A 24,799-nucleotide genomic window follows, 5' to 3' on the forward strand; every position below is an offset into this window, starting at 1 on the left:
TTGTGCTGGGACGGTGTTGTCCGTCGCGCGGGACGTCCGCGGTCAGCGCTTCTTAATGTGCGCCACCGGATCGGTGTGCTCGTCCACGATGTGCTTGGCCTTCTTCTCGGCCCGTTTTTCCTTGATGGTTTTGACCGGCTTCTTGGTGAGGTGCCGGTGCGGCGACTTGTCAGGCATTTTGCGCGCTCCCTAAAAGGTGGGGGCCCGGGATGAGCCCGTGCTTTTAAGGCTACGCCTCGGGTACTGAGACGTCCACGATGCCGACGAACCGGCTCCCGACGCCCTCGTACTCGCTGCGGACCAGGCCGGACTCGAGCGGGGGCAGCTCGTACGGCGCGTGATCGGCGCAGCAGACGTAGCTGAACTCCGGCCACCACTTCTTTGGCCGGGCCGTTTCGGCGAACCCGCAGACGGCGCAGGTCAGGTGGACCCAGACGGGCCGCTTGCCGGTCCGGTTGGCCCGGGACTGGAGCAGCCAGGCCGGCGGGCTGTCCAGCAGTTCGCCGAGTTCGGCCTCGGACAGGCGGGACGGAATGCCGTGACGGTGGGCCATTTCCAGCGGAATATCAAGGACCTGGGCAGCTTCACGTCTCGTAACCATCCTGCAATTTTACCGGACCCCGGGACACCGGCCGGCGCCGGGCGGCCGGTGCTAGGCTCAGTCCAAAGCCGGTGCCCGCTCCCAGGCGGGCAGTGAGGAAGGCAGCAGCCATGTCCGGCACCCCCGCCGCAGCCATGTCCAGTGTCGAGAAGCGCGTGCTGTACGTGGCGATTGTCGCGTCCTTCATCGCCTTTCTGGACGGCTCTGTGGTGAACCTTGCCCTGCCGGCCATCGGGCGCGAGCTCGGCGGCGGGCTGGTGGTGCAGCAGTGGGTGGTGGACGCCTACCTGCTCACTCTGGGCGCGCTCATCCTGGTCGCCGGGTCCCTCTCGGACCAGTTCGGCCGGGTACGGGTCCTGCAATGGGGCCTCGCGGGTTTCACCGCCACCTCTGTGCTGTGCGGCCTGGCCTGGAGCGGGGAGTCACTGATCGTGGCCCGCGGCCTGCAGGGTGTGGCCGGGGCCCTGCTGGTGCCCAGCTCGCTGGCCCTGATTGTGACCGTGTTCAGCGGTCCGGCGCAGTCCGCGGCGATCGGCAAGTGGTCGGCCTGGACGTCCGGGGCCATCGTGGCCGCCCCGCTGCTCGGGGGCATCTCCGTGGACGTGTTCACCTGGCGGCTGATCTTCTTCCTCAACATCGTCCCCGCGGTGGCGGTCTGGCCGGCGTTGAGCCGGCTGCGCGAACTGGACCTGGGCCGTCTGCCCGGCAGCACCATCGACGTCAGGGGGACCGTGCTTGCGGTGATCGGCCTCGGCGGCATCGTGTACGCCTTCATTGAGCGCGGCAGCCTCGGCTGGGGCGCCCCGCAGGTCTGGCTCCCGCTGGTGATCGGCCTCGCCGGCCTGGCCGGGTTCCTGCTGCACGAACGGAGCACCCCGGCGCCGATGATGCCGCTGCGGCTCTTCGCCATCCGCAACTTCGGCTGGGGCAACATCGCCACCACGGTGATCTACGGCGCGCTGAACCTGGGCTTCTTTGTCCTGGGGCTCTTCCTGCAGCAGGTCGCCGGGCTCGGTGCCACCGCCGCCGGGTTCGCCCTGCTGCCCTCCACGCTGATTCTGCTCCTGCTCTCCGCACGGGTCGGGGCGCTCTCGGGGCGTTTCGGCCCGCGCTGGTTCATGACGGCGGGGCCGCTGCTGTGCGCTGCGGGGTTTGTGATGCTGTTGGGCGTCGGCCTGCCGCTGGACTACTTTGGCCAGGTCTTCCCCGGGATGGTGGTCTTTGGGATTGGACTGGCCGTGACCGTGGCGCCGCTGACCGCGGCGATCCTGGGCGCGGTGGATCCGGAGGAGGCCGGGATCGGCTCGGCCGTGAACAACGCTGTGGCCCGTATCGCGGGCCTGGTGACCATTGCGTTCGCCGGGCTGATCACCGGGCCGGTGATTACGACGGCGGGCCTGCACGGCACGGCGATGGTCACCGCCGGGCTCTTCATCGCCGGCGCCGTGGCGTCCGCCGTCGGGATCCGGAACCCGCCACGGGAAGCCGTGGACAGTACGGGCGCCGGCGCGGCCTAGGCGGCCAGGACGACGCCGAGGGCGGCAGCGGCGAGCCCGGCGGCCAGGTTGGCGGCGATGTTGAGCAAGGCCGCCCGGTACCGAGCCTCGCTGACCAGCCGGATGGTGGCCGTGGTCCAGGAGCTGAAGGTGGTCAGGCCGCCGGCCAGGCCGCTGGCGAGGGCTGCCTGCCACTCGGGGCCAAGGCCCAGCCGCGGCGTGACCCCGAGGGAGAGCCCGATGATGAAGGATCCGGCGACGTTCACCGCCAGGGTCGCCCACGGCCAGTGCGGATGCGGGCCGGTCCGGTGGGCGAACCAGGAGTCGACGGCGAATCTCAACAGGGCCCCGGCCACCCCGAAGGCCCCCACGAGCAGCGCCGCGGTCATTGCGCCCCGCCGCTCAGGTCCGCCAGCGCCTTGCCGGCTTTCCACCCGGCGGCGGCCGCGCCCAGTCCGAGGACCAGCGACAGCGCGAGGTAGGCCAGCCACACGGCGTGGAAACCGCCGCGGATCAGCTGGTCAACGGCGAGGGCCAGCGCCGAGAACGTGGTGAAGGACCCCAGCAGGCCCGGGCCGAGGCCCGCCCTGAGCCAGAACGCCGTCCGGGGCCGGGCGATCCACAGCGTGGTCAGTGCAGCGAGGACGAAGCTCCCGGCGACGTTGATCGCCAGGGTGGTCCAGGGCACGGCGCCCGCCGCCTCGGGGAAGGCCAGGCCCGCGCCGTAGCGCAGCTCGGTTCCGATCAGGCCGCCGACAGCGACCGCCGCCCACGCCCGCCAGCCGGGGACCGCGGCGACGGTGGCCGGCCGTTCCCCGGGCAGCGCCTTCACGCAGCACCCATTCAGCGTCCCGCCATGCTGCAACCGGCGTGGGCCGCGTCGCTGTGCACCCAGAGCGCCGCGGCCACCTCGTCGGCGAGGTCGACCTCGCGGGCCCCGCCGCGCCCGCCGATCCTGACCACCAGCGGGCCGCCGAAAGGCTTCCGGCCGCGGACCTCCACCTCGGCGTCAAGGTCGATTTGTTCGGCGGCGAGGTAGCGCAGCAGCTCGGGGTTCTCGTCGCTGATCCGGGTGATCCGGCCGGTGTGGCCGTCGTCGAGCTCGCTCATCCGGTGCGCCGGCGGCATCAGGACCGAGCCGTCGGCGGCCGGGATCGGGTCACCGTGCGGGTCCCGGACCGGATTCCCCAGCTTGGCCGCCATCCGCTCGATGAAGGTGTCGGAGACGGCATGTTCCAGGAGTTCTGCCTCGTCGTGCACCTCGTCCCAACGGTAGCCGAGCTCCTGGACGAGGAAAGTCTCAATCAGCCGGTGCCTGCGGACCATCGAGAGGGCCAGTCGGACGCCGTCCCCGGTCAGGGTGACGGCGCTGTAGGGCTTGTGGTCCACCAGGCCCTGGTCCTTGAGCTTGCGGACCATTTCGGAAACCGAGGAATTGGCGACGCCGAGGCGCTGGGCCAGCTGCGTGGAGGTGATGGGCTTGTCCTGCCACTCCGTGAAGGAGTAGATGACCTTGACGTAGTCCTCGATCGAGGAGGAGGGCGGACTGGTCTTCACAGCCCCAAGCCTACCGTCCGGCGGCGCCGGTGAAGGTGAGCCACAGCAGCACCAGGTTCAGCGCCACCACAAGGACCACGCTGACGATGGCGGCCACACGCAGCGCCATCCCGTCGGCGAATTGTCCCATCAGGGTTTTGCTGCTGGTCAGGACAACGAGCGGGACCAGGACGAACGGGATCCCGAAGCTGAGCACCACCTGGCTGAGCACCAGGCCCCAGGTGGGGTCAAAGCTGACACTCAGCAGCACAACCGCCGGGATCAGGGTGAGCACGCGGCGGGTCATCAGCGGAATCCGGATCTTGAGCAGACCCTGCATGATGGACCCGCCGGCGTAGCAGCCCACCGAGGTGGAGGCCAAACCGGAGGCGAGCAGGCCGACGGCGAAGACCACACCGACCACCGGGCCGAGGTTGGCGGTGATGGCGGCGTGGGCGCCCTCGATCGTGTCCGTCCCGTCCTCGCCGCCGAGGGTCGACGCGGCCAGCAGCAGCATGCCGATGTTGACGATGCCGGCGACGGCCAGCGCCGCGACGACGTCCCAGCGGGTGGCCTTGACCAGCCGCGCGACGGCGTGGGGTGGGACATGGAGGTGCGGGTTGGGGCGGTGCCGGTCGCGGGAGAGCGCCGAGTGCACGTAGATGGCGTGCGGCATGACGGTGGCGCCGAGCATGCTGGCGGCCAGCAGCACGGTGTCGGGACCCTGGAAGCCGGGCACCAGCCCGGCCACCACGCCGCCGGGGTCGGGCGGGCTGACGACGAGGCCGGCCAGGAATCCCACGGTAATGATGCCGAGGAGGAAGATGATCACGAATTCAAAAGGCCGCTGCTGGTTGCGGCTTTGCACGGCGAGCAGGGCCATCGACATGCCGCCCACAATCACCGCGCCGAGGGGGAGCGGGAGGCCAAAGAGCAGGTACAGCGCGATCGCGCCGCCCACCACTTCGGCGAGATCGGTGGCCGCCGCCACGATTTCGGCCTGGACCCAAAAGGCGCGGCGCCAGAGCGGCCGGAGCCGTTCGCCCAGGACTTCCGGCAGGCTTTTGCCCGTGACGATGCCGAGTTTGGCGGACTGGTACTGGACCAGCACGGCCATAACGTTGGCGGCGACGAGGACCCAGACCAGGAGGTAGCCGTACTGCGCGCCGGCGGTGAGGTTGGCGGCCACGTTGCCGGGATCGACGTAGGCGATGGCCGCCACGAAGGCCGGGCCCAGCAGGCCGAGCAGAGCGCGGCGCCCGCCTCTGACCTTGCGGGCAGGCGGCGGAGCCCCGGGGCGGGGGTTGGCTCCGGTGACGTCCAGCACTGCGCGCTCCCTTGAAGTTCTGCTCGACGAAGTTATTGGTACCTGCACTTAAAAGTTAGGCTCACCGAAATCATAGGCGGGGGTGGGCGTGCGGTGCAATGCGGCGTCAGGCTTTGGTGGCGCGCCAGCTTTGGGTCAGATACGGGAGCCGCAGGACCTCGCCGTCGGTGTGCCCGAGGTGTTCGTGGAGGTACCAGTCGAGGTTGCCGAGCACTTTGGCCCGGGTGGCCCCGCCGGCCCGCAGGTAGTAGCTGCGGGACTTGGCCAGTTCCATGATGTCCTGCGTACCCACCGGATCCTCCCAGCGGGTGAGGTGGCTCTCCAGCCCGGTGAATTCGGGCCCCAGGGGCGGCGTGAAGTCGGGTTTGTGGACGTCCCCGGCGTGCATGATCCGGGAGAGCCGGTGCACCCAGGGCACGGAGGTGTCGAGCTGGTTCCAGATCAGGCCCAGCACCCCGTGCGGGCGCAGGATCCGCGCCGCCTCGGTGCTGGCCAGCAGTGGATCGCACCAGTGCCAGGCCTGGGCGACCGTGACCAGGTCAAAGGCCTCCGGTGCCAGGGACGTGTGTTCTGCCGCCCCCTCGACGGCGGTGACGTCCGGCAAGGCCCGGCGCAGCTGTTCGAGCATGTCCGGGGACGGATCCACGGCCACGGTCTGGAGCCCCCGTTCGACCAGCAGCGCGGTGAATTTGCCGGTCCCTGCGCCCAGGTCCGCCGCGTCGCGGGCGCCGGCGGGGATCAGCCAGTCGGCGGAATCCGCCGGGTAGCCGGGCCGGACCCGGTCGTAGTGCTCGCCGCCGTCCTGGAAGCTCTGGCCGAGCTCCTGCCGCCGGTGGTGCTGCAGTTTGGGGCCCCCGCGTGCCACGTACGATCTCCTTCGGCAGCTGTGGTGTGTACCTACCGAATTTACCGCACGGGGCCGCGGCGGGCCTCCCGGCTGGCCCTCGATGACGAACCGGACGCTAGTCCAGGGTGCAGGGGGCGGCGCCGGCGGTGCCCGGCGTGTTGGGCGCCCAGTGCGGGTAGCTGCGGGTGTCGTTGGCCGGGACCCAGCGGCCGGCGTCCACAACGTAGTCCCAGCCCAGGCCGCTGCGCCGCAGTTTCTGGAGTCCGGCGAGCAGCCGCTGCGCGTCGTCGAGCCGGGAGCCGAGGCCGAAGCTGGCGCGGAGCGAGCCGGCGGGCAGGCCGAGGCGCTTCAGCAGCGGGTGCGCGCAGAAGCGGCCGTCGCGCAGGCCGATGCCGTGCTCGGCGGACAGGTACGCGGCGACCAGGCCGGCGTCGTAGCCCGCAACCGAGAAGTTCACGACGCCGATCGTGCCCGGACCCTCGCCGCGGGCCGTGTCCTCGAAGATGTGGTGGACGCTCACGCCGTCGATCCGCTCAAGTCCTTCGACGAGGAAGGACCGGATGGCGTCCTCGTGGGCATGCCACTGCTGCTCGTCGAGGGCGGCGATGACTTCGGTGGCGCGGGCCAGCGCGGCGGCGCCCAAGACGTTGGGGGAACCGCCCTCGTGGCGGGCCGGGCCGGTGGTCCAGCTGACCGCGTCGAGCCGGGCGTCCCGCACGGCGCCGCCCCCGGCGAGGTGCGGTGTGCCGGCGTCGAGCCAGTCAGGGCGGCCGACCAGCACGCCGGCACCGAAGGGGGCGTAGAGCTTGTGCCCGGAGAAGGCGAGGTAGTCGACGTCGTCCGCGGTGATGTCGATGCGGCGGTGCGGGGCCAGCTGGGCGGCGTCGACGGCGATCCGGGCGCCGTATTCGTGCGCTAGTGCGGTGAGTTCACGGATCGGCAGGATTTCGCCGGTGACGTTGGAGGCGCCGGTGACGGCGAGCAGGCTCACGCCGCCGTGGGCGAGTTCCTCCCGCAGCCGCGCCAGCGTGCCGGCCAGGGTGCGGGCGGCGACGACGCTGCGGTGCGGGACGTTTTGCCAGGGCAGCAGGTTGGCGTGGTGCTCGATGTCGAGGTACAGCACCTCGCCGGTGTGCCGGCCCCTGGCGACGGGTAGGCAGCCGGCGAGCAGGTTCAGCGAGTCGGTGGTGTTCCGGGTGAAGATCACCGAGTCGTCCGGGCGGCCGCCGACGAAGCCGCGGACGATGTTCCGGGCGTTTTCGTAGACCGAGGTGCTGAGCTGGGAGGCGTAGCCGGCGCCGCGGTGGACGCTGGCGTAGTAGGGCAGGATCTCGTTCAGGTAGGCGGAGACCACGGACAGCGCCGGGGCGGAGGCGCCGTAGTCCAGGTTGGCGTAGCGGACGTGGCCGCCCTGGATCAGCGGGGCAAGGATTTCGGCGCCGGAGACCGCGGACAGCGGCCGGCGGGCAGCAACGGCGGGACGGGCAGGGGTGGTGGCAGTCGTCATGGGACCTCGCTCGGAAAGGACCCCGCTCACAGGGGATCCGCGCTTGCCGGGTCCGCTCCGGACCGGCCAGGTCGTCACCCGGGGCACCCCGCCGCGAATGGAGGGTTGCCGGCCAGCAAACCGGGGTTTCGCGCTGGCACTCGTGACCTGCTTCGAGCCTAGGACATGGCCCTCCGCACCGAAAAGGGAGGCCGGAATATGAAGCGCAGTGTTACGGCCGGCCTGGAGCGGGAGCGCCTAGAGCAGGTCGTCGAGGTCCGGGTTGAGGCGCTTGAGGACTTCCGAGTGCAGGATCGAGTTGGTGGCCAGGGCGTTGCCGCCGAAGGGGCCGTCCTCGCCCTCCAGCGAGGTGAAGCGGCCGCCGGCTTCGGTGACGATCGGCACCAGCGCTGCCATGTCGTAGAGGTTGAGTTCCGGCTCGCAGGCGATGTCGACGGCGCCTTCGGCCACCAGGCAGTAGGACCAGAAGTCGCCGTAGGCGCGCGTGCGCCAGACTTCCTCGGTGAGGCCGAGGAACTCGTCCAGGTTGCCACGCTGCTTCCAGCCGCCCAGGGAAGAGTAGGACAGGGACGCGTCCGAGAGCTGGGAGACGTTGGAGACTTTCAGCCGGGTGGCCGCGGCCAGGGAACGGCCCGTGTAGGCCCCGGCGCCCTTGGCCGCCCACCAGCGCTTGCCCAGGGCGGGGGCGCTGACGACGCCGACCACGGGCTCGCCCTCGTCGACGAGGGCGATCAGGGTGGCCCAGACGGGGACGCCGCGGACGAAGTTCTTGGTGCCGTCGATCGGATCGATGATCCAGCGGCGGGAGCCGTGGCCGGTGCTGCCGAATTCCTCGCCGAGGACGGCATCGCGCGGGCGGGAACGGGACAGCTGGCCGCGGATGGATTCCTCGGCGGCCTTGTCGGCGTCGGTGACGGGGGTCAGGTCCGGCTTCGTCTCGATCCGAAGGTCGAGCGCCTTGAAGCGGCTCATGGTCTGGGAATCTACGGAATCTGCCAGTACATGGGCAAGGCGCAGGTCATCGTTGTAGCTCGAAGCGGGTTGGCTCATGGTTCCAAGCTACCGGCAAAACCCGCCGGAGACCGGGAGGCCACGTCGCCGCCCGCCGAGGAGGCCCTGTCAGGAGGCCCGCTAGGAGACGCTGCCGAGTTCCTTGGTTTCCTGCGCCTCAAGCCGGGGGTCGGTGCCGAGCAGCCGGCGCAGCGACGCGAGCCGGGCCGGGCCGGACGGGCCGGCGTGGCCGCCCTGCACCCAGGCGTCCACCCCGCAGTTGACGGCGGCGGAGTCATGTTTGCAGCCGCGGTCGCAGTCTTCGGTGCCGGGCGCCAGGTCGGGGAAGGACCGCAGGATCCGGTCCGGGTCCACGTGGGCCAGGCCGAACGACCGGATTCCGGGGGTGTCGATGATCCAGCTGCCGGCGGGCGCGCCGTTGACTTTCAGCGCCAGCGCGGAGGAGGAGGTGTGGCGGCCGCGGCCGGTGACGGCGTTGACCCCGCCGGTGGCGCGTTCGGCCCCGGTCAGGGCGTTGACCATGGTGGATTTTCCGACGCCGGAGTGGCCGAGCATCACGGTGACTTTGCCGTCGAGGTGGGCGCGGAGCTCGGAGACAGCGGCCTTGTCCAGCCGGGCGGAGAGCCCGTCATCGGACCGGGCGTCGATGCCGGAGGCCGCCGAATCCGCGGTCTTGGAGATGATCACCGGGAAGTCAAGGTGCTGGTAGTTGGCGAGGAGCTCGGCGGGATCCTTGACGTCGGCCTTGGTGACGAGCAGCAGCGGCTCGATGCCGGCGTCGTACGCGGCCACGAGCGCGCGGTCGATGAACCCGGTGCGCGGTTCAGGGTTGGCGGCGGCCACGACGACGACGAGCTGGTCGGCGTTGGCGACGACGGCGCGTTCGATCGGGTCGGTGTCGTCGGCGCTGCGGCGCAGCAGCGTCCGGCGGTCCTGGATCTTGACCAGTCGCGCGAGGGTGTCGGGTTCGCCGCTGACGTTGCCGACCAGGGAGACGAAGTCGCCGGCCACCACGGGGTTGCGGCGCAGTTCCCGGGCCCGCGCCGCGATGATCTTGCGTTCGTCCACGGTGCCTTCGCCGACGACGGCGGTGTACCGCCCGCGGTCAACGGTGATGATCCGGCCGGTGACGGCGTCGTCGTGGCTGGGCCGGTCCTTGGTGCGGGGCCGGGTGCCCTTTTTGTTGGGGCGGATCCGGACGTCGGACTCGTCCCAGGAGTCAGTGCTGCGTGCCACCGTCGGCGTCCTTTTCTGCAGTGGTTCCCTGCGCCAGCATGGCTTCCCAGAGCTGCGGGAAGTCGGGCATGGTTTTGGCCGTGGTGCCGATGTCCTCGACCTCGACGCCGGGCACGGCCAGGCCAAGGATGGCGCCCGCGGTGGCCATGCGGTGGTCGGCGTAGCTGTGCACGACGCCGCCGTGCAGGGCGGCGGGGCGGATGATGAGGCCGTCGGCGGTCTCTTCGGCGTCGCCGCCGAGCCGGGTGATTTCCGCGACGAGGGCGGCGAGCCGGTCCGTTTCGTGGCCGCGGAGGTGGGCGATGCCGCTCAGCCGCGACGGGCCGGCGGCCAGGGCGCAGAGGGCCGCGACGGTGGGGGCAAGCTCGCTGGTCTGGTCGAAGTCACCGCCCTTGATCTCGGGCCCTCCGGCGACGGTCAGGGTGCCGCCCTCCAGCGTCACCGTCGCGCCCATCGCCGCCAGGATCCCGCGCCAGAGGTCACCGACCTGCGTGGTTTCTGCCGGCCAGTTGGGGATCCGCACGGTGCCGCCGGTGGCGAGGGCGGCCGCGAGGAACGGCCCGGCGTTGGAGAGGTCCTGTTCGATCCGCTGGTCAAAGGCCCGGATCGGGCCGGGGGAGACCATCCAGTGGTTCGGGACGGAGTCATCCACCGCGACGCCGACGCCGCGGAGCGCTGCCACCGTCATGTCGATGTGGTCAAGGCTCGGCACGGGCTCGCCCGGGTTCTCGGTGCTGCGGTGCTCCAGGTGCAGGCCCTCGGTGAAGCGGGCGCCCGCCAGCAGCAGGGCGGAAACAAACTGGGACGAGGCGCTGGCGTCGATGACGAGGTGGCCGCCGCGGACCTCCCCGGTGCCGCGGACGGTGAACGGCAGGGACGACGCCGGGCCGCCGTCGGGGGCGGTGACCGCGACGCCAAGTCCGGCCAGGGCCTCGATGATGGTGCCCATCGGACGTTTGCGGGCGTGCGGGTCGCCGTCGAAACGCGATTCGCCGCGCCGCAGGGCGGCCAGCGGCGGCACAAAGCGCATGACCGTTCCGGCGAGGCCGCAGTCAATCACGGCGTCCGTGGCCACCGCGCCGCCGGCGATCGGGCTGATCTCAAGGTCCGGGCCGAAGGCACCGTCCCCGGGCACCTCCGTGATGGTGGCCCCCAGGTGCCGCAGGGCCTGGACCATCAGGGCGGAGTCCCGCGAGTGCAACGGGGCGCGCAGCCGGGAAGGTCCGTCCGCGAGGGCGGCGAGCACCAGGTACCGGTTGGTCAGGGACTTGGAGCCCGGAACGGTGACGGTGGCGTCAACGGGGCGCTCCGCGAAGGGCGCACGCCAGTGCGGACCGCCGCCGGCCGGAAGGGATGAGGCTGCCGCGGTGGGGGTGGTGCCAGTCATTGACGCTCTAGGCTCCGACCGCGTGGTCGACGGCCTTGCGGACCGCCTTGTCGGCCTTCTTCAGCTTCTTGCCGGTGGTCTTGCGCGCGTCGGCGGCGAGATGGGCGGTGGTCTTCCGTGCATCGGCGGCGAGGTGCTCGGCGCGCCAGGCCAGGCTCGGCTTGCCATCGGTGTCCACGGAAGCCAGCAGCACGCCGCCGGTCAGGGTGACGTTCTTCAGCAGCTGCTTGCGGCGGGCGTCGCGGGCCTCCTTGGAGGAGATGTCCGCGCTGCGCCATTCCACGTACGCGTTGAGCGCCGAGATGGCGGCCAGCACGGTGGCGGCGAGGCGGGCGGACTTGCCGAGGGCGAAGAGGACGCCGGCGCCCACCTGGGTGCCGCCGATCACGCGGGCCAGGACCTTCTCATTGGTCTGGAACGGGAGCGACTCGGCGGCGCGGCGCAGCAGGGGAGAGAGCTGCGTCGCAGTGTCATCCGCATTCCGTAGCTTGTCCATGCCTGCGAGCACGAAACTGGAGGCGAGCATGGGGCGGGCAAGAAAGCGGACAAAGGACATGAATTTCCTCCTGGATGGACGAACCGCGGACGCTGTGCGGGAGAACCGGTTCTAGTCTTGCACTTTTGCGGAATATTTGCCCGTTGCGCAGGGTTGTGCAAAGAGTCGAGATACGAGTCGAGGAAGGCGGAAATTTGGTCCTGGTGAAGGAATCCGGGCTGCTGGAAGCAGCCGACGCGGACCCGTGGGCGCTGGCCCTGGCGGGGAACCTCAGCACGCCCCGGAAGGTGACAGTAGACTTGAACGCAATGAGCACCATGGATCCGGCCGTTGCGGCCATGCACGAGGTTGCCGGAAACGACGACGCCCAACCCGCCAAAAACTCTGCCGCCAAAAATTCTCCCGCCGGGACAACCCCCGCCCGTGCGGCAGCGGAGTCCGCGGCTGCGGAAGCCGCCGCCGTCGAAACCGTCGCGGCGGACGGCAGCGGCGAGCCGCTGGACACCGCTGCAGAGACCGACGACGAGCGGCGCCTCCGCTTCGAGCGCGATGCGATGCAGTACGTGGACCAGCTGTATTCCGCGGCCATGCGGATGGCGCGGAATCCGGCGGACGCCGAAGACCTCGTCCAGGAGGCGTACACGAAGGCGTTCTCGGCCTTCCACCAGTACAAGCCGGGGACAAACCTCAAGGCCTGGCTGTACCGGATCCTCACCAACACCTACATCAACCTGTACCGCAAGCGCCAGCGCGAACCACTGCAATCCAACTCGGACACCATCGAGGACTGGCAGCTGGCACGGGCCGAATCGCACACCTCCACCGGGCTGCGTTCGGCCGAGGCGGAGGCACTGGACCATCTGCCGGATTCCGACGTCAAGCGGGCCCTGCAGGCGATCCCGGAAGAGTTCCGGCTGGCCGTATACTTCGCCGACGTCGAGGGCTTCGCGTACAAGGAAATTTCAGACATTATGAACACCCCGATCGGGACCGTGATGTCCCGGCTGCACCGCGGCCGGCGCATGCTGCGGGACATGCTGGCCGACTACGCGGCCGAGCGGGGATTCAGGGCCGCGGGCGATCCCGCCGCGGCGGCCGGGAGCAACAAACAGGAGAACAGGAAATGAGCGACTGCCAGGGACTGGGCGACTGCGACGACACCAGGATGCAGCGCATCTACGAGTACCTCGACGGCGCCCTGACGCACGAGGACATCGCCGAGATCAAGGAGCACCTCGACGAGTGCCCGGAATGCCACGAGCAGTATGACCTTGAATGTGTCATCCGGGTCATGGTGAAGCGTTCCTGCACCGAGGCCGCGCCGGAGAACCTCAAGAACTCCATCCTGGACCGGATCCACTCGATCCGCCCGGTTGAGGCCGACGCCGGGGCCTGAGCGCCGCCGCCGCGCCGAAACGGCGACCACCCAGCACAGCGAAAGACCCCGGGAACCGTGAGGTTTCCGGGGTCTTTCGCTTAAAGCTTCAAATCCAAGCCGTGGCTTAGGTGTTGGGGCGCTTACCGTGGTTCGCGCCGCCACGCTTACGGTCACGACGTTTACGTGCACGCTTGCTCATAGCTGGCCTCCTTAATCTTGGTACTCAAAAGAGCTGCCCTCAAGTCTCCCACATCAGCGGACCCGCCGCGAACCGGAGCCGAGCCGGCAGGGCCTCAGTCGTCCAAGGAGTTCCGAATCGAGATCCGGGCCTGGTCCAGGACCGTCTTGACCGTTTCGAGCGTGACAGGAGTGACGGGCCTGGCGCCGGCATGCCGGCGCAGCTCCACCCGGATGTCGTCCCGGAAGGACTGCACCAGCATCTCGGCTTCGCGGAGCCTGCGGTCGCCTTCCTTGGAGTAGCGGGCCCCTGCCGGGGAGGCGGCGCTGCGGGCCGTGGAGCGGGCCGCCTCGGCCGTGGCGGCCAGGTCGGCGCGGAGCCCCTGCATGTTCACGCGGATGTCCTGGCGCAGCTGGTCCGCCAGCCGCCGGACCGAGGCGGAAATGTCGTTTTCGACAGTGGCCAGTTCCTCGCGGCGCCGGTTGAGCTCGACCAGTCCTGCCGGGGTGATGCTGTAGTTGGTCCGCCGGCCCTCCGTGTGGGTGGCCACCAGCCCTTCCTCCTCCAGCTTCGCCAGCCGCGGGTAGATGGTCCCGGCGCTGGGGGAGTAGGTCCCGCCGAAGCGCTCGCTCAGGGCCTTGATCAGCTCGTAACCGTGCTTGGGGCCCGGCTCCAGCAGGGCCAGCAGGTACAGCCGGAGGGCGCCATGGGCAAAGACAGGCGGCATTACAGCCCCGCTTCGGTGTCCGTGCCGGGGCCGCGGTGGAAGATCGAGGTCTTCCCCGATACCGAGTTGGTCCGCACCAGCATGAGCTTGGCGTCCGGGCCGGCGATGGTCTGGACGGACCCGCCGGGCTGGGCGTACTTCAGCTCGTCGATCACCACGGCGCCGCTGGCGGACTTGGCGATGATGTCCACGCCGACGTCGTGCGGCAGCCGGATAGTGACGTCGCCGGAGACCGAGTTGGCGCCGAAGTCCTGGGTGAAGCCGTGCAGGTCGAAGCTCAGGTCGCCGCTGACGGTGTTGGCGCGGATGTTGCTGAATTCGCCCGAGGCGGTGACCTCCCCGGAGACGCTCTTGGCGGTCAGGACGCCGTGGTGGTTGCGGGCAATCACCTCGCCGCTGACGGTGCTGACCGCCAGCTCCCCGGCGGTGCCGTCGGCCAGGACCGAGCCGGAGACCGTGTTCAGCCGGGTGTGGCCGGTAAGGCCGGAGACCATGCCGTCGCCGCTGACCGTGCCGGCCTCCACGTCCACGCCGGCGGGCAACGCGATGCTGATGACCACACTGTTGCTGGAATTGTTGTTGACCGTGCCCATCAGGTTCTTAAACCAGCCCTGCGGGCCGTGCAGCTGGTGCCGCACCTCGAGCCGGCCCTCGGTCAGGCTGACCGCCAGCGGATCGCCGTCGACCTCGGAGACCTCGATCCGGGCCACGGACTCATCGTGCGTGACGATGTCGAAGCGGCCGCGGACAATGCCGAGCTTGAGCGAGCGGACGCCGTCGACGTCGATCGTCTGGGGACCGGTAACGGTCCACGAGTTCTGTTCCATGCTTCCTCCGGATGCGGACGGGTGCGATCAGGCGAGCCTCTTTGCTTGCGATATATCGCGACTATGGAAACACGATATATCGCACCTCAGGAGCGGTCAAGATATATCGCGACAGAAATTCTGCCGCGGGCGGCGGGAGACGGGCGGGCTACTCCGGGGCGTCCATGCCCAGCCACTGGAACCAGCCGCGGTGCAGGACCAGCCAGGCCATCAGACCGTAGCCGGCCTGGCCCGGCGTCCCGCCGTTGGCCGCGAGGTCCTGGCGCCACTGCTCGTGGTTCAGCAGCGGGGAGAAGGTGTCCACGTAGAGGTGCTTGCGGCGGGTGGTGACGTCGGCGAAGGCGGTGTTGAGCTCGCCGAGGCGGCGGTTCTGCGCCGGATCCAGTGTTGGCGGCGGCCCAACGACGAACACCTCGATCTTGTTCTGCGAGGCGGAATCGAGGATGTTGGCGAGGTTGAGCCGGCTACGGGCCGTGGAGAGGCCGAACTCGATGTCGCGGCCGGACAGGCCGATCACGAGGCGGTTCTCGTGCTGCGGACCGAAGCGCCGGCCGGCCTCCTCGAGCCAGCGCTCGGCGAGGCCCTCGGTGCCTTCCTGCGGGCACGGCAGGGAGTAGCTTTCGAGGCTCAGGCCGTCCTGCGGCGTCCGGGCCAGCACCCGCCCCAGCCAGCCGAGGGCCCGGGGGTCGCCCAGGCCGGCCAGCAGCTCATCTCCAACCGCTGCGATCCGCAGCTTCCGATCTTCCACGACTACCTCTTCATTCCCAATACCGGTTCCGGTCCGTGCGCCGGTGGTGCCCGGTGCGCCCGATGGCTGCGTTAAACGAAGCTGCCCGGCCGGAGTCGTGGTGGTCCACTTCCGGCCGGGCAGCCTTGCCCTACTTACGTGAGAAAGCCTGCTTGAGCAGGCTATCCTGCTCGGCTGCGTGGCGCTTCATCGACCCGGCCGCGGTGGAGGCCGAGGCGGGGCGGGAAACGAGACGCACGCGGCGGTCCAGCGCATCGGGCAGGTTCAGGCCGATGAACGGCCACGGTCCCTGGTTGGCAGGTTCGTCCTGCGCCCAGACCACGTCGGCGTTCGGGTACTTGGCCAGCTCGGCGGCAATTTCCTCGGCGGGCAGCGGGTAAAGCTGCTCGACGCGGACGATCGCCGTCGTGGTGTCGCCGGTCTTCTGCCGGGTGGACAGCAGGTCGTAGTACAGCCGGCCGGAGACCAGCAGCACGCGTTCGACGGCGTCGGCCTGCAGCTGCTCGTGCTCGGGGATGACCGGGCGGAACGTGCCGGTAGTGAAGTCCTCCACCGAGGACGCAGCGGCCTTGAGGCGCAGCAGCTGCTTCGGGGTGAAGACGATCAGCGGCTTGCGCGGCCTGCTGTAAGCCTGGCGGCGGAGCAGGTGGAAGTGCGAGGCCGGCGTCGTGGGGTTGGCCACGATCATGTTTTCCTCGGCGCACAGCTGCAGGAAGCGTTCGATGCGTGCGGAGGAGTGGTCCGGGCCCTGGCCTTCGTAGCCGTGCGGCAGCATGAGCACCAGTGAGGAGCGCTGGCCCCACTTCTGCTCGGCCGAGGAGATGAACTCGTCGATGATGGTCTGCGCGCCGTTGACGAAGTCACCGAACTGCGCCTCCCAGAGCACCAGGGCATCCGGGCGCTCCACCGAGTAGCCGTATTCGAAGCCCATGGCCGCGTATTCGGAGAGCAGGGAGTCGTAGATCCACAGCTTGGCCTGGTCCTCGGAGAGGTTGGCCAGCGGCATCCATTCGTCGCCGTTGGCGCGGTCGTGGAACACGGCGTGGCGCTGCACGAAGGTGCCGCGGCGCGAGTCCTGGCCGGCGAGCCGGACCGGGACACCCTCCATGGTGAGCGAGCCGAAGGCGGCGAGTTCGCCGAAGCCCCAGTCGATGCCGCCCTCGCGGGACATCAGCTCACGCTTCTCAAGCAGCTGCTTGAGCTTGGCGTGGACGGTGAAGCCCTCGGGGAACTCGACGTGCGCCTTGCCGATCCGGGCCAGCGTCTCGGCGGAAATCGCGGTGGATTCCGGGGCACTGACACCCGAGTCGGACTGCTGGGCGGAGGGCCGTTCGAGATCGGACACGGCGGCCGAGTCGGCGGTGACGATCGGGATCGGCGAGGTCTGCGCGGCGTGGGTCTCGGCGAAGACGCGCTCGAGGCGTTCCTGGTAGTCGCGGAGCAGCTGCTCGGCTTCTTCCTCGGTGATGTCCCCGCGGCCGATCAGCGACTCGGTGTAGAGCTTGCGGACCGAACGCTTGGCCTCGATCAGGTTGTACATCAGCGGCTGCGTCATCGAGGGGTCGTCGCCCTCGTTGTGGCCGCGGCGGCGGTAGCAGACCATGTCGATGACAACGTCCTTGTGGAAACGCTGGCGGAACTCGTAGGCGAGCTGGCCGATGCGGACCACGGCCTCCGGGTCGTCGCCATTCACGTGGAACACCGGCGCCTGGATCATCTTGGCGACGTCTGTGGAGTAGGTGGAGGAACGCGAAGACGACGGCGCCGTGGTGAAGCCAACCTGGTTGTTGACCACAACGTGGATGGTGCCGCCGGTGCGGTAGCCGCGCAGCTGCGAGAGGTTCAGGGTTTCCGCGACCACGCCCTGGCCAGCGAAGGCCGCGTCGCCGTGGACCATGATCGGAAGCACGGGGAAGGACTCGCCTTGGTCCAGCCGGTCCTGCTTGGCGCGGACGATGCCCTCGAGCACGGAGTCCACGGCCTCGAGGTGCGAGGGGTTGGCGGCGAGGTAGACCTTGGTCTCCTTGCCGTTGTCCGAGGTGAATGTGCCCTCGGTGCCGAGGTGGTACTTCACGTCGCCGGAGCCCTGGACGGAGCGCGGGTCCTGGGTGCCCTCGAATTCGCGGAAGACCTGGGCGTAGGTCTTGCCGGCGATGTTGGTGAGCACGTTCAGCCGGCCGCGGTGGGCCATGCCGATCGCCACTTCGTCGAGTTCGTCGTCGGCAGCGTCGGAGATGATGGCATCCAGCAGCGGAATCAGGGACTCGCCGCCTTCCAGCGAGAAACGCTTCTGGCCGACGAACTTGGTCTGCAGGAACGTCTCGAAGGCCTCGGCGGCGTTGAGCTTGGAAACGATGCGCAGCTGCTCGTCCCGGCTGGGTTTGGAGTACGGGTGCTCGATCTGGTCCTGGAACCACTTGCGTTCGGCAGGGTCCTGGATGTGCATGTACTCGATGCCGGAGGTGCGGCAGTAGGCGTCGCGGAGGACGCCGAGGATATCGCGGAACTTGAGCATCGGCTTGCCGCCGAAGCCGCCGGTGGGCCATTCGCGGTCCAGGTCCCACAGCGTCAGGCCGTAGGTCAGCACGTCCAGGTCCGGGTGCTTGCGCTGGACGTACTCGAGCGGGTCGGTGTCCGCCATGAGGTGGCCGCGGACGCGGTAGGCGTGGATCAGCTGCTGGATCCGGGCGACCTTGTTGATTTCGTCGGCCGGATCCACCTGCAGGTCCGGGCTCCAGCGCACGGGCTCGTACGGGATGCGCAGGGATTCGAAGATCTCGTCGTAGAAGTTCTGCGCACCGAGCAGGAGCTGGTGGACCAGCTTGAGGAACTCGCCGCTGCCGGCACCCTGGATGACGCGGTGGTCATAGGTGGAGGTCAGGGTCAGGACCTTGCTGATCGCGTTGTGCGCGATGATCTTCTCGCTGGCACCCTGGAACTCCGCGGGGTAGTCCAGTGCGCCGACGCCGATGATGGCCGCCTGGCCCTTGGACAGGCGCGGGACGGAGTGCACGGTGCCGATGCCGCCGGGGTTGGTCAGCGAAACTGTGGTGCCCGAGTGGTCATCCGCCGTCAGCTTTCCGGCGCGGGCGCGCTTGATCAGGTCCTCATAGGTGTGCCAGAACTCGGAGAAGTTAAGGGTCTCCGCCTTCTTGATGTTCGGCACCATAAGCAGCCGCGTGCCGTCCGGCTTGGGCATGTCGATGGCGATACCGAAGTTCACGTGCGCCGGCTGGACGGCGACGGGCTTACCGTCCACCTCGTCGTAGTAGACGTTCATGGAGGGGAACTGGGCCAGGGCACGGATGACGGCATAGCCGATCAGGTGCGTGAAGGAGACTTTGCCGCCGCGGGCCCGGGCGAGGTTGGAGTTGATGACCACGCGGTTGTCGATCAGCAGCTTGGCCGGGATCGCCCGCACACTCGTGGCGGTGGGCACCTCGAGGCTGGTGATCATGTTCGTGGCAATGGCCTTGGCCGGACCGCGCAGGACGGAGACGACGTCTTCTTCCGGGGCGGTGGGGGCCTTGACGTTCTTGGGCAGCTGGGCCGGGATGGGCGCGGTGCCGGGTCCGGCGTCCGAGGTCTTCGAGCCGTCGCGGGCAACCGTGGCCGGGGCCTTCTGGGCAGCGGCCGGGGCGGAAGCGGGGGCCGGGGCTGACGGCGCAGAAGCAGCAGGCGCGGCGGGCGTCGGAGCGGCAGCTGCAGGCGCGGCTGCCTTTGCGGCGGCCGGGGCTACCACCGGAAGTTCACGGGTGGACGGGTTCGCGACGGCCGTTGCCGAAGCGCCGTTAGTTGAAGAACCGTCACTGGCATCGAAGGATTCGAAGAGCGGCCACCACTTGGCATCCACCGTGTTCTTGTCCTGCTGGTACCGCTCGTACAGTTCGTCAACGAGCCACTCGTTTCCGCCAAATTCCTCGGGTAGACGGTGGCTTGGCTGCTCTGGCACTTGAAATACGCCTCTTCCATGAGTTTGATTCCCGCTGGTTTCCACGGTGCCGCAGCACGTCAATCGAACCAGTTCTCCGCGTCCAGTGAACCCAGACCCATGCCAGTCTAGTGACGATTCCGGCCAAACCGCCAATAAGGGTGACTCAAATCATCCGGTGGCCGCAACGGCGTCCGGCCGGCCCCGCCGGAGCCGCAGCCGGGCCGCCGCCGGGCTCGCCTAGAATCACAACAGAGAACCCCTTTTCAGCGAGGAGCAAACGTGCGTTTCCTGAGTGAGCCGACCACCGACCTGACCTATTCCGACCTCTTCCTGGTGCCGTCCCGCTCGGACGTGACCTCGCGGCTGGACGTGGACCTGGCGGCGGATGACGGGACCGGCTCCACCATCCCGCTGGTCGTCGCGAACATGACCGCGGTCACCGGCAAACGGATGGCTGAGACCATGGCCCGCCGCGGCGGCCTGGCCGTGCTGCCCCAGGACGTGCCGCTGGACGTGCTCCGCAGCGTGACTGCCTGGGTCAAGGCACGCCACGCCGTGTTCGAGACGCCGGTCAGCCTGCGTGCCTCGAACACCGTCATCGATGCCCTCCACCTGATGGGCAAGCGCCCGCACGGCGCGGTGGTGGTGGTCGACGACGCCGGCGCCGTCGCCGGTGTGGTCCGCGCCGCCGACTTCGAGGGCCAGGACCGCTTCGCGTCGCTCGCCTCCGTGATGCGGCACCAGCCGCTCGTGCTGGATGCCGCGGAGTTCGGCGCCGCCGGCCACGGCGCGGCCGCGGCGGCCCTGCGCCGGGCGTTCGACGCCATGGATGCCGCCGGCACCGACTTCGTTCCGGTGCAGCAGGACGGCGTCCTCGCCGGCGTCCTGACGCGCAAGGGCGCCCTGCGGTCCACCTTGTACCGGCCCTCCCTGGACGACGACGGCGCGCTCAAGGTGGCCGCCGCCGTCGGGATCAACGGCGACGTCGCCGGCCGCGCCGCCGAACTGCTCGCCGCAGGCGTCAACGTGCTGGTGCTGGACACCGCCCACGGCCACCAGCAGAAAATGTTCGATGCCCTGGCCGCCGTCCGGAGCCTGGACCCGGGCGTCCCGGTGGTGGCCGGCAACGTCGTCACCGCCGAGGCCACCCGGGAGCTGATCCAGGCCGGGGCGGACATTGTTAAGGTCGGCGTCGGCCCCGGCGCCATGTGCACCACCCGGATGATGACGGCCGTGGGCCGGCCCCAGTTCTCCGCGGTGCTGGAATGCTCGGCGGCGGCGCGCGCCGCCGGCGGCCGCGTCTGGGCCGACGGCGGGGTCCGGTACCCCCGCGACGTGGCGCTGGCCCTCGCCGCCGGCGCGAGCCAGGTCATGATCGGCTCCTGGTTCGCCGGGACGCACGAGAGCCCGGGGGACCTGCAGCTGGACGCCGGGGGCCGCCAGTACAAGGAGAGCTTCGGGATGGCCTCGGCGCGTGCCGTGCAGAACCGCAACCAGCGCGAGGGGGCCTTTGAAAAGGACCGCAAGGCCCTCTTCGAGGAGGGCATCTCCACCTCCCGGATGTATCTCGACGCTGCCCGCCCGGGCGTGGAGGACCTGCTGGACATGATCACCGCCGGACTGCGCAGCTCCATGAGCTACGCCGGCGCGGCCGACCTGGCCGCGTTCCGGGAGCGCGCCGTGGCCGGTATCCAGTCCGCCGCCGGCTACGAGGAGGGCCGCCCGGTCCCGCAGAGCTGGTGACCCGCAACCTGTAGACTGAAATTCTTATGGACAGTAAATCTAGGTGCCGGCCTGGGGGCTGTCAGCGCGGAACCGAATCCGTTCCCGCCCAGTCCACCCGCAGAGCCGGCAAACCCCGTTCACGCGCCCATCACTCCTCCGCTGCGCGGCAGCGGACTTTATCCGGACCCAGTACCGTCCGGGAAGCAGGGTCGGCTGCGGCTGACCATCCTCCGCCGGGGCGTTTACCCCGGCCCTCCCTCCGGCGCCCCGAAGCGGGCCGCTAAATGGAGTGGTTACTGCTCGGAGCAGGTCTGCTCCTCATCCTCGGCACCGGCTTCTTCGTCGCCGTCGAATTCTCCCTGGTCGCGCTCGACCAGGCCACCGTGCAGCGTGCGGTGGACAACGGCGATGCCGCCGCCGCGCCGCTGCTGAAATGCCTCAAATCCCTCTCCACCCAGCTCTCCAGCTGCCAGCTCGGGATCACCCTGACCACGCTGCTCACCGGTTACGTGATGGAACCGTCAGTGGGGAAGCTGCTCGAAGGCCCGCTGACCGTCCTCGGCCTGCCGGAGGCGGGCGCCACCTCGGTCTCGCTGGTGCTCGCGATGGTGCTGGCCACGCTGCTGTCCATGCTGATCGGCGAACTGGTCCCGAAGAACATGGCCATCGCCCTCTCGTTCCCGGTCGGCAAGGCCCTGGCCCGGCCGCAGCTGGTGTTCACCGCCATCTTCAAGCCCGCCATCGTGGTGCTCAACGGCTTCTCCAACAAGGTCCTGAACGTCTTTGGCCTCGAGGCCAAGGAGGAGATCTCCGGTGCCCGCACCCCGGCCGAGCTTGCCTCGCTGGTGCGCCGCTCGGCGGCGATGGGAACCCTGGATGAACGGACCGCCAACTTCATCTCCCGCACCCTGAAGTTCTCCGAACGGACGGCGGCGGACGTCATGACCCCGCGGATCCGGGTGGAGACCATCGACGGGCACCAGCCGGTTTCCGACATTGTGGAGGCCGCCAAACGTACCGGCTACTCGCGCTTCCCCGTGATCGGCGAGTCCTCGGACGACATCCGCGGCGTGGTCCACATCAAGAAGGCCATCGCTGTTCCGGTGGAACGGAGGGCCAACCTGGAAGCGGGCGCCATCATGACCGAGGTGCTCCGCGTCCCCGAGACCATCCACCTGGACGGACTGCTCGCCGAACTGCGCGAAGGGAACCTGCAGCTCGCGGTGGTCCTGGACGAATACGGCGGAACCGCCGGCATCGCGACGCTGGAGGACCTCGTGGAGGAAATCGTTGGGGAAGTGGCCGACGAACACGACAAGGTCCGCCCCGGCCTGCTGCAAAGCGCCTCGGGGGACTGGTACTTCCCGGGCCTGCTGCGCCCGGACGAACTCTCCGAGCAGATTCCCGGCCTGACCGTCCCGGACGAGGCGACGTACGAAACCGTCGGCGGCTACGTGATGAGCCAGCTGGGCCGGATCGCGGCCGTGGGTGACACGGTCGACGTCGGCGGCGGAAAACTGAGCGTGACCCGGATGGACGGACGCCGGATCGACCGCATCTGTTTCAAACCGTCTCCGCCGGAGCCCGAGCGGCACACCGGGCGCAACGGGCGCATCGACGCCGCCGGAAAGGCCGGTGCCGCATGAGCGACTGGCTGGGAATCCTGTGGCTCGCGGTGCTGCTGCTGGGCAATGCCTTCTTTGTGGCGGCCGAATTCGCCGTGATGTCCGCCCGCCGCAGCCAGATTGAGCCCCTGGCCGAGTCCGGGTCCAAGCGGGCCCAGACCACGCTCCGGGCCATGGAGAACGTCTCGCTGATGCTGGCCTGCGCCCAGCTGGGCATCACGGTCTGCTCGCTGCTGATCCTGCAGGTGGCCGAGCCGGCCATCCACCACCTGATGGCCGTCCCGTTGGAGGCGCTCGGTGTGCCGACGGAACTGGCCGACGTCGTGGCGTTCGCCATTGCCCTGCTGGCGGTCACGTTCCTGCATGTGACCTTCGGGGAGATGGTGCCGAAGAACATCTCGGTCTCGGTCGCGGACAAGGCGGCCCTGCTGCTCGCGCCGCCGCTGATCTTCATCGCCCGCGCGGTCAGGCCCGTCATTGTGGCCCTGAACTGGTCCGCCAACCACATCCTGAAACTGATGCGGATCGAACCGAAGGATGAGGTCACCTCCTCCTTCACGCTCGAGGAAGTCCAGTCGATCGTGCAGGAATCCACCCGCCACGGCCTGGTGGACGACGACGCCGGGCTAATCACCGGTGCGCTGGAGTTCTCCGAACACACCGCATCCCAGGTGATGGTGCCGTTGGAGAAGCTCGTGATGCTCAAGGCCGCCACCACGCCGGAGGAATTCGAGAAGTCCGTGAGCCGGACCGGGTTCTCCCGGTTCCCGATGCTCGACGACGAAGGCATGCTCTCCGGCTACCTGCACATCAAGGACGTGCTTTCGATCCCGGAGGCGGGCTACCAGCACCCGATTGCCGAAAGCCGCATCCGTTCGCTGGCCAACCTGGCCATGGATGATGAGATCGAAAAGGCGATGTCGGTCATGCAGCGCACCGGCTCGCACCTTGCCCGGGTGATCGGCCCGGACGGGCATACCCAGGGCGTGCTGTTCCTTGAGGACGTGATCGAGCAGCTGGTCGGCGAGATCCGGGACGCCACGCAGGCCACCGGCTACCGCAGGCTGGGGCAGGAATAGGGGAGCCGGCACCACGGGTCTAACCCTAAATAGGAATGATTCCCATTTAGGGTTAGACTCGTTGTATTGCTAACGCTTCTCAATAACAGATCCGAGGTATCCCCGTGCGCCGTTCCGCCGCCGCTGTTGTCCTAGCCGGCCTCAGCAGCCTGCTGCTGACCGCCTGCGGCCCGACGTCGGGCGGTGACCGGCCTGGCGCCGGCGACGGTGTGGTGGAGGTGGTCGCCTCGACCAGTGTGTACGGCGACATTGTCCGCAGCGTCGGCGGCGGCAAGGTCCGGGTCACCTCGATCATCAGCCGGACCAGCCAGGACCCGCACTCCTACGAGGCCACGACGCAGGACAAGCTCGCCGTCTCCAAGGCCGAACTGGTGGTGGAGAACGGCGGTGGCTACGACGACTTCCTGCACAAGCTGGCCGAGGACACCGGGCTGCAGGACAAGAACCTGCTCAACGCCGTGGACGCCTCCGGGCTGGCCCCCGCCGCCGGCGCCTCCTCCAGCGCGGCCTCGCCAGACGCCGACCGCCACAGCCACGCCCCCGCCGGATTCAACGAACACATCTGGTACAGCCCGGCCGCAATGGGCCGGCTCGCCGACGCGCTGGCGGACAAGCTGGGTGCCCTGGAGCCGTCCTCGGCCGGGGACTTCCGGAACAACGCCGCCTCCCTGAAGCAGGAACTCGCCGGCCTGGACGCCCGGCTCTCGGACCTCAAGGCCGCTTCGGCCCACGGCGGGGTCGCCGTGACAGAGCCCGTCCCGCTCTACCTGCTGGAAGCTGCGGGTCTGGAGAACCGGACGCCCCCTGAATACAGCGCCGCCATCGAATCCGGCTCTGATGTTCCGCCCGCCGTGCTGCGTTCCGCCGTCGACGTCGTGAAGTCCGGCGGCATCCGACTGCTGGCCTACAACCCGCAGACGGAAGGCCCGCAGACCCTCGCCCTCAAGGACGCAGCCGTCGCCGCGGGCGTTCCGGTGGTGGAGTTCAGCGAGACGCTGCCGGACGGCAAGGGCTATATGCAGTGGATGTCCGCCAATGTGGACGCGCTGGCCAAGGCCCTCGGCCGGGCCTAGCCGGGCCTAAGATAGTCGCAACGGCGTGGCCCTCCGGCCTGCGCAGAAATCGAGGAAAACC

The 24,799-nt window shown here is 69.2% G+C and carries 24 protein-coding genes and 1 riboswitch; of the genes, 7 read left to right on the forward strand and 17 right to left on the reverse strand.

Features of this window, described 5'->3' with window-relative positions:
- Positions 1 to 42 precede the first annotated feature (42 nt).
- Positions 43 to 177, reverse strand: coding sequence for a hypothetical protein (locus E7Y32_RS16445; protein ID WP_261375082.1), 135 nt, complete (start codon positions 175 to 177; stop codon positions 43 to 45).
- A 52-nt stretch (positions 178 to 229) separates the two neighbouring features.
- Positions 230 to 601, reverse strand: a complete 372-nt coding sequence (locus E7Y32_RS10895) for a hypothetical protein (RefSeq protein WP_146337124.1) — start codon at positions 599 to 601, stop codon at positions 230 to 232.
- 110 nt (positions 602 to 711) lie between these two features.
- Here E7Y32_RS10895 and E7Y32_RS10900 point away from each other — a divergent pair, with 110 nt between their 5' ends.
- Positions 712 to 2,118 carry an MFS transporter gene (locus E7Y32_RS10900; RefSeq protein WP_146337125.1) on the forward strand — a complete coding sequence of 469 codons (1,407 nt, stop codon included), beginning with the start codon at positions 712 to 714 and terminating at the stop codon, positions 2,116 to 2,118.
- Here E7Y32_RS10900 and E7Y32_RS10905 read toward each other — a convergent pair.
- From E7Y32_RS10905 to E7Y32_RS10950, 10 genes are all read right to left on the reverse strand, one after another.
- Complete coding sequence (locus tag E7Y32_RS10905) at positions 2,115 to 2,486, reverse strand: CrcB family protein (protein WP_146337126.1); 372 nt, start codon at positions 2,484 to 2,486, stop codon at positions 2,115 to 2,117. The genes E7Y32_RS10900 and E7Y32_RS10905 overlap by 4 nt on opposite strands.
- Positions 2,483 to 2,929, reverse strand: a complete 447-nt coding sequence (locus E7Y32_RS10910; RefSeq protein WP_261382418.1) for a CrcB family protein — start codon at positions 2,927 to 2,929, stop codon at positions 2,483 to 2,485. The genes E7Y32_RS10905 and E7Y32_RS10910 overlap by 4 nt, the downstream gene beginning before the upstream one ends.
- 11 nt (positions 2,930 to 2,940) lie before the next feature.
- Positions 2,941 to 3,654 (reverse strand): metal-dependent transcriptional regulator, encoded by a 714-nt coding sequence (locus tag E7Y32_RS10915; protein ID WP_146337127.1) that lies wholly within the window; start codon positions 3,652 to 3,654, stop codon positions 2,941 to 2,943.
- 10 nt (positions 3,655 to 3,664) lie between these two features.
- Positions 3,665 to 4,960: an Nramp family divalent metal transporter gene (locus E7Y32_RS10920; RefSeq protein ID WP_395940419.1), complete on the reverse strand. Its 1,296-nt coding sequence runs from the start codon at positions 4,958 to 4,960 to the stop codon at positions 3,665 to 3,667.
- Between the two features lie 106 nt (positions 4,961 to 5,066).
- Positions 5,067 to 5,825, reverse strand: coding sequence for a class I SAM-dependent methyltransferase (locus E7Y32_RS10925; protein WP_146337128.1), 759 nt, complete (start codon positions 5,823 to 5,825; stop codon positions 5,067 to 5,069).
- A 97-nt stretch (positions 5,826 to 5,922) separates the two neighbouring features.
- On the reverse strand, positions 5,923 to 7,314 hold the full coding sequence (locus tag E7Y32_RS10930) for an aminotransferase class V-fold PLP-dependent enzyme (RefSeq protein ID WP_146337129.1): 1,392 nt from the start codon (positions 7,312 to 7,314) through the stop codon (positions 5,923 to 5,925).
- Between the two features lie 34 nt (positions 7,315 to 7,348).
- Positions 7,349 to 7,462: riboswitch (SAM riboswitch) on the reverse strand.
- 89 nt (positions 7,463 to 7,551) lie between these two features.
- Complete coding sequence (gene hisN / locus E7Y32_RS10935) at positions 7,552 to 8,364, reverse strand: histidinol-phosphatase (RefSeq protein ID WP_146337130.1); 813 nt, start codon at positions 8,362 to 8,364, stop codon at positions 7,552 to 7,554.
- A gap of 81 nt (positions 8,365 to 8,445) precedes the next feature.
- Complete coding sequence (locus tag E7Y32_RS10940; protein WP_146337131.1) at positions 8,446 to 9,561, reverse strand: ribosome small subunit-dependent GTPase A; 1,116 nt, start codon at positions 9,559 to 9,561, stop codon at positions 8,446 to 8,448.
- Positions 9,545 to 10,948 carry a 3-phosphoshikimate 1-carboxyvinyltransferase gene (gene aroA, locus E7Y32_RS10945; RefSeq protein ID WP_146337133.1) on the reverse strand — a complete coding sequence of 468 codons (1,404 nt, stop codon included), beginning with the start codon at positions 10,946 to 10,948 and terminating at the stop codon, positions 9,545 to 9,547. The genes E7Y32_RS10940 and aroA overlap by 17 nt, the downstream gene beginning before the upstream one ends.
- A 7-nt stretch (positions 10,949 to 10,955) precedes the next feature.
- Positions 10,956 to 11,504 carry a DoxX family protein gene (locus tag E7Y32_RS10950; RefSeq protein ID WP_146337134.1) on the reverse strand — a complete coding sequence of 183 codons (549 nt, stop codon included), beginning with the start codon at positions 11,502 to 11,504 and terminating at the stop codon, positions 10,956 to 10,958.
- 248 nt (positions 11,505 to 11,752) lie between these two features.
- Between E7Y32_RS10950 and E7Y32_RS10955 the strand changes: the two genes are divergently transcribed.
- Complete coding sequence (locus tag E7Y32_RS10955) at positions 11,753 to 12,571, forward strand: sigma-70 family RNA polymerase sigma factor (protein ID WP_146337136.1); 819 nt, start codon at positions 11,753 to 11,755, stop codon at positions 12,569 to 12,571.
- Positions 12,568 to 12,840: a mycothiol system anti-sigma-R factor gene (rsrA, locus tag E7Y32_RS10960; RefSeq protein ID WP_146337138.1), complete on the forward strand. Its 273-nt coding sequence runs from the start codon at positions 12,568 to 12,570 to the stop codon at positions 12,838 to 12,840. Before E7Y32_RS10955 ends, rsrA begins: the two co-directional genes overlap by 4 nt.
- Positions 12,841 to 12,946: 106 nt before the next feature.
- Here the strand turns inward: rsrA and E7Y32_RS16550 are convergent, their stop codons facing one another.
- The 5 genes from E7Y32_RS16550 to E7Y32_RS10980 form a co-directional block, all read right to left on the reverse strand.
- Positions 12,947 to 13,021, reverse strand: coding sequence for a 50S ribosomal protein bL37 (locus E7Y32_RS16550; RefSeq protein ID WP_369299106.1), 75 nt, complete (start codon positions 13,019 to 13,021; stop codon positions 12,947 to 12,949).
- A 94-nt stretch (positions 13,022 to 13,115) separates the two neighbouring features.
- Positions 13,116 to 13,727, reverse strand: coding sequence for a PadR family transcriptional regulator (locus E7Y32_RS10965; RefSeq protein WP_146337140.1), 612 nt, complete (start codon positions 13,725 to 13,727; stop codon positions 13,116 to 13,118).
- Positions 13,727 to 14,554: a DUF4097 family beta strand repeat-containing protein gene (locus E7Y32_RS10970; RefSeq protein ID WP_146337143.1), complete on the reverse strand. Its 828-nt coding sequence runs from the start codon at positions 14,552 to 14,554 to the stop codon at positions 13,727 to 13,729. The genes E7Y32_RS10965 and E7Y32_RS10970 overlap by 1 nt, the downstream gene beginning before the upstream one ends.
- 148 nt (positions 14,555 to 14,702) lie before the next feature.
- A complete protein-coding gene (locus E7Y32_RS10975) occupies positions 14,703 to 15,302 on the reverse strand; it encodes a GDSL-type esterase/lipase family protein (protein WP_146337144.1) in 600 nt (199 codons plus the stop codon).
- A gap of 130 nt (positions 15,303 to 15,432) precedes the next feature.
- Positions 15,433 to 19,254 (reverse strand): multifunctional oxoglutarate decarboxylase/oxoglutarate dehydrogenase thiamine pyrophosphate-binding subunit/dihydrolipoyllysine-residue succinyltransferase subunit, encoded by a 3,822-nt coding sequence (locus E7Y32_RS10980; RefSeq protein ID WP_146337145.1) that lies wholly within the window; start codon positions 19,252 to 19,254, stop codon positions 15,433 to 15,435.
- A gap of 261 nt (positions 19,255 to 19,515) precedes the next feature.
- Between E7Y32_RS10980 and E7Y32_RS10985 the strand changes: the two genes are divergently transcribed.
- The 4 genes from E7Y32_RS10985 to E7Y32_RS11000 all read left to right on the forward strand — a co-directional run bounded on the left by E7Y32_RS10985 (position 19,516) and on the right by E7Y32_RS11000 (position 24,738).
- The gene (locus tag E7Y32_RS10985) at positions 19,516 to 20,979 is read left to right on the forward strand and encodes a GuaB1 family IMP dehydrogenase-related protein (RefSeq protein WP_146337146.1); all 1,464 of its coding nucleotides are present in this window, start codon (positions 19,516 to 19,518) and stop codon (positions 20,977 to 20,979) included.
- A gap of 266 nt (positions 20,980 to 21,245) precedes the next feature.
- Positions 21,246 to 22,607 (forward strand): hemolysin family protein, encoded by a 1,362-nt coding sequence (locus E7Y32_RS10990; protein ID WP_146337147.1) that lies wholly within the window; start codon positions 21,246 to 21,248, stop codon positions 22,605 to 22,607.
- On the forward strand, positions 22,604 to 23,665 hold the full coding sequence (locus tag E7Y32_RS10995; protein ID WP_146337148.1) for a hemolysin family protein: 1,062 nt from the start codon (positions 22,604 to 22,606) through the stop codon (positions 23,663 to 23,665). Before E7Y32_RS10990 ends, E7Y32_RS10995 begins: the two co-directional genes overlap by 4 nt.
- A gap of 104 nt (positions 23,666 to 23,769) precedes the next feature.
- The gene (locus E7Y32_RS11000; protein WP_146337149.1) at positions 23,770 to 24,738 is read left to right on the forward strand and encodes a metal ABC transporter solute-binding protein, Zn/Mn family; all 969 of its coding nucleotides are present in this window, start codon (positions 23,770 to 23,772) and stop codon (positions 24,736 to 24,738) included.
- Positions 24,739 to 24,799: the final 61 nt, after the last annotated feature.

The sequence above is a fragment of the Arthrobacter sp. UKPF54-2 genome, from assembly GCF_007858535.1.
GTDB lineage: Bacteria > Actinomycetota > Actinomycetes > Actinomycetales > Micrococcaceae > Arthrobacter.

What these genes read in the sequence shown, in the direction of transcription:
- E7Y32_RS10970 (WP_146337143.1), bottom strand. Translation starts at nt 14,554, where the DNA reads ATGGAACAGAACTCGTGGACCGTTACCGGTCCCCAGACGATCGACGTC.
- E7Y32_RS10995 (WP_146337148.1), top strand. Translation starts at nt 22,604, where the DNA reads ATGAGCGACTGGCTGGGAATCCTGTGGCTCGCGGTGCTGCTGCTGGGC.
- E7Y32_RS16445 (WP_261375082.1), bottom strand. Translation starts at nt 177, where the DNA reads ATGCCTGACAAGTCGCCGCACCGGCACCTCACCAAGAAGCCGGTCAAA.
- E7Y32_RS10965 (WP_146337140.1), bottom strand. Translation starts at nt 13,727, where the DNA reads ATGCCGCCTGTCTTTGCCCATGGCGCCCTCCGGCTGTACCTGCTGGCC.
- hisN (WP_146337130.1), bottom strand. Translation starts at nt 8,364, where the DNA reads ATGAGCCAACCCGCTTCGAGCTACAACGATGACCTGCGCCTTGCCCAT.
- E7Y32_RS10930 (WP_146337129.1), bottom strand. Translation starts at nt 7,314, where the DNA reads ATGACGACTGCCACCACCCCTGCCCGTCCCGCCGTTGCTGCCCGCCGG.
- E7Y32_RS10950 (WP_146337134.1), bottom strand. Translation starts at nt 11,504, where the DNA reads ATGTCCTTTGTCCGCTTTCTTGCCCGCCCCATGCTCGCCTCCAGTTTC.
- aroA (WP_146337133.1), bottom strand. Translation starts at nt 10,948, where the DNA reads ATGACTGGCACCACCCCCACCGCGGCAGCCTCATCCCTTCCGGCCGGC.
- E7Y32_RS10955 (WP_146337136.1), top strand. Translation starts at nt 11,753, where the DNA reads ATGAGCACCATGGATCCGGCCGTTGCGGCCATGCACGAGGTTGCCGGA.
- E7Y32_RS10900 (WP_146337125.1), top strand. Translation starts at nt 712, where the DNA reads ATGTCCGGCACCCCCGCCGCAGCCATGTCCAGTGTCGAGAAGCGCGTG.
- E7Y32_RS10990 (WP_146337147.1), top strand. Translation starts at nt 21,246, where the DNA reads ATGGAGTGGTTACTGCTCGGAGCAGGTCTGCTCCTCATCCTCGGCACC.
- rsrA (WP_146337138.1), top strand. Translation starts at nt 12,568, where the DNA reads ATGAGCGACTGCCAGGGACTGGGCGACTGCGACGACACCAGGATGCAG.
- E7Y32_RS10895 (WP_146337124.1), bottom strand. Translation starts at nt 601, where the DNA reads ATGGTTACGAGACGTGAAGCTGCCCAGGTCCTTGATATTCCGCTGGAA.
- E7Y32_RS10905 (WP_146337126.1), bottom strand. Translation starts at nt 2,486, where the DNA reads ATGACCGCGGCGCTGCTCGTGGGGGCCTTCGGGGTGGCCGGGGCCCTG.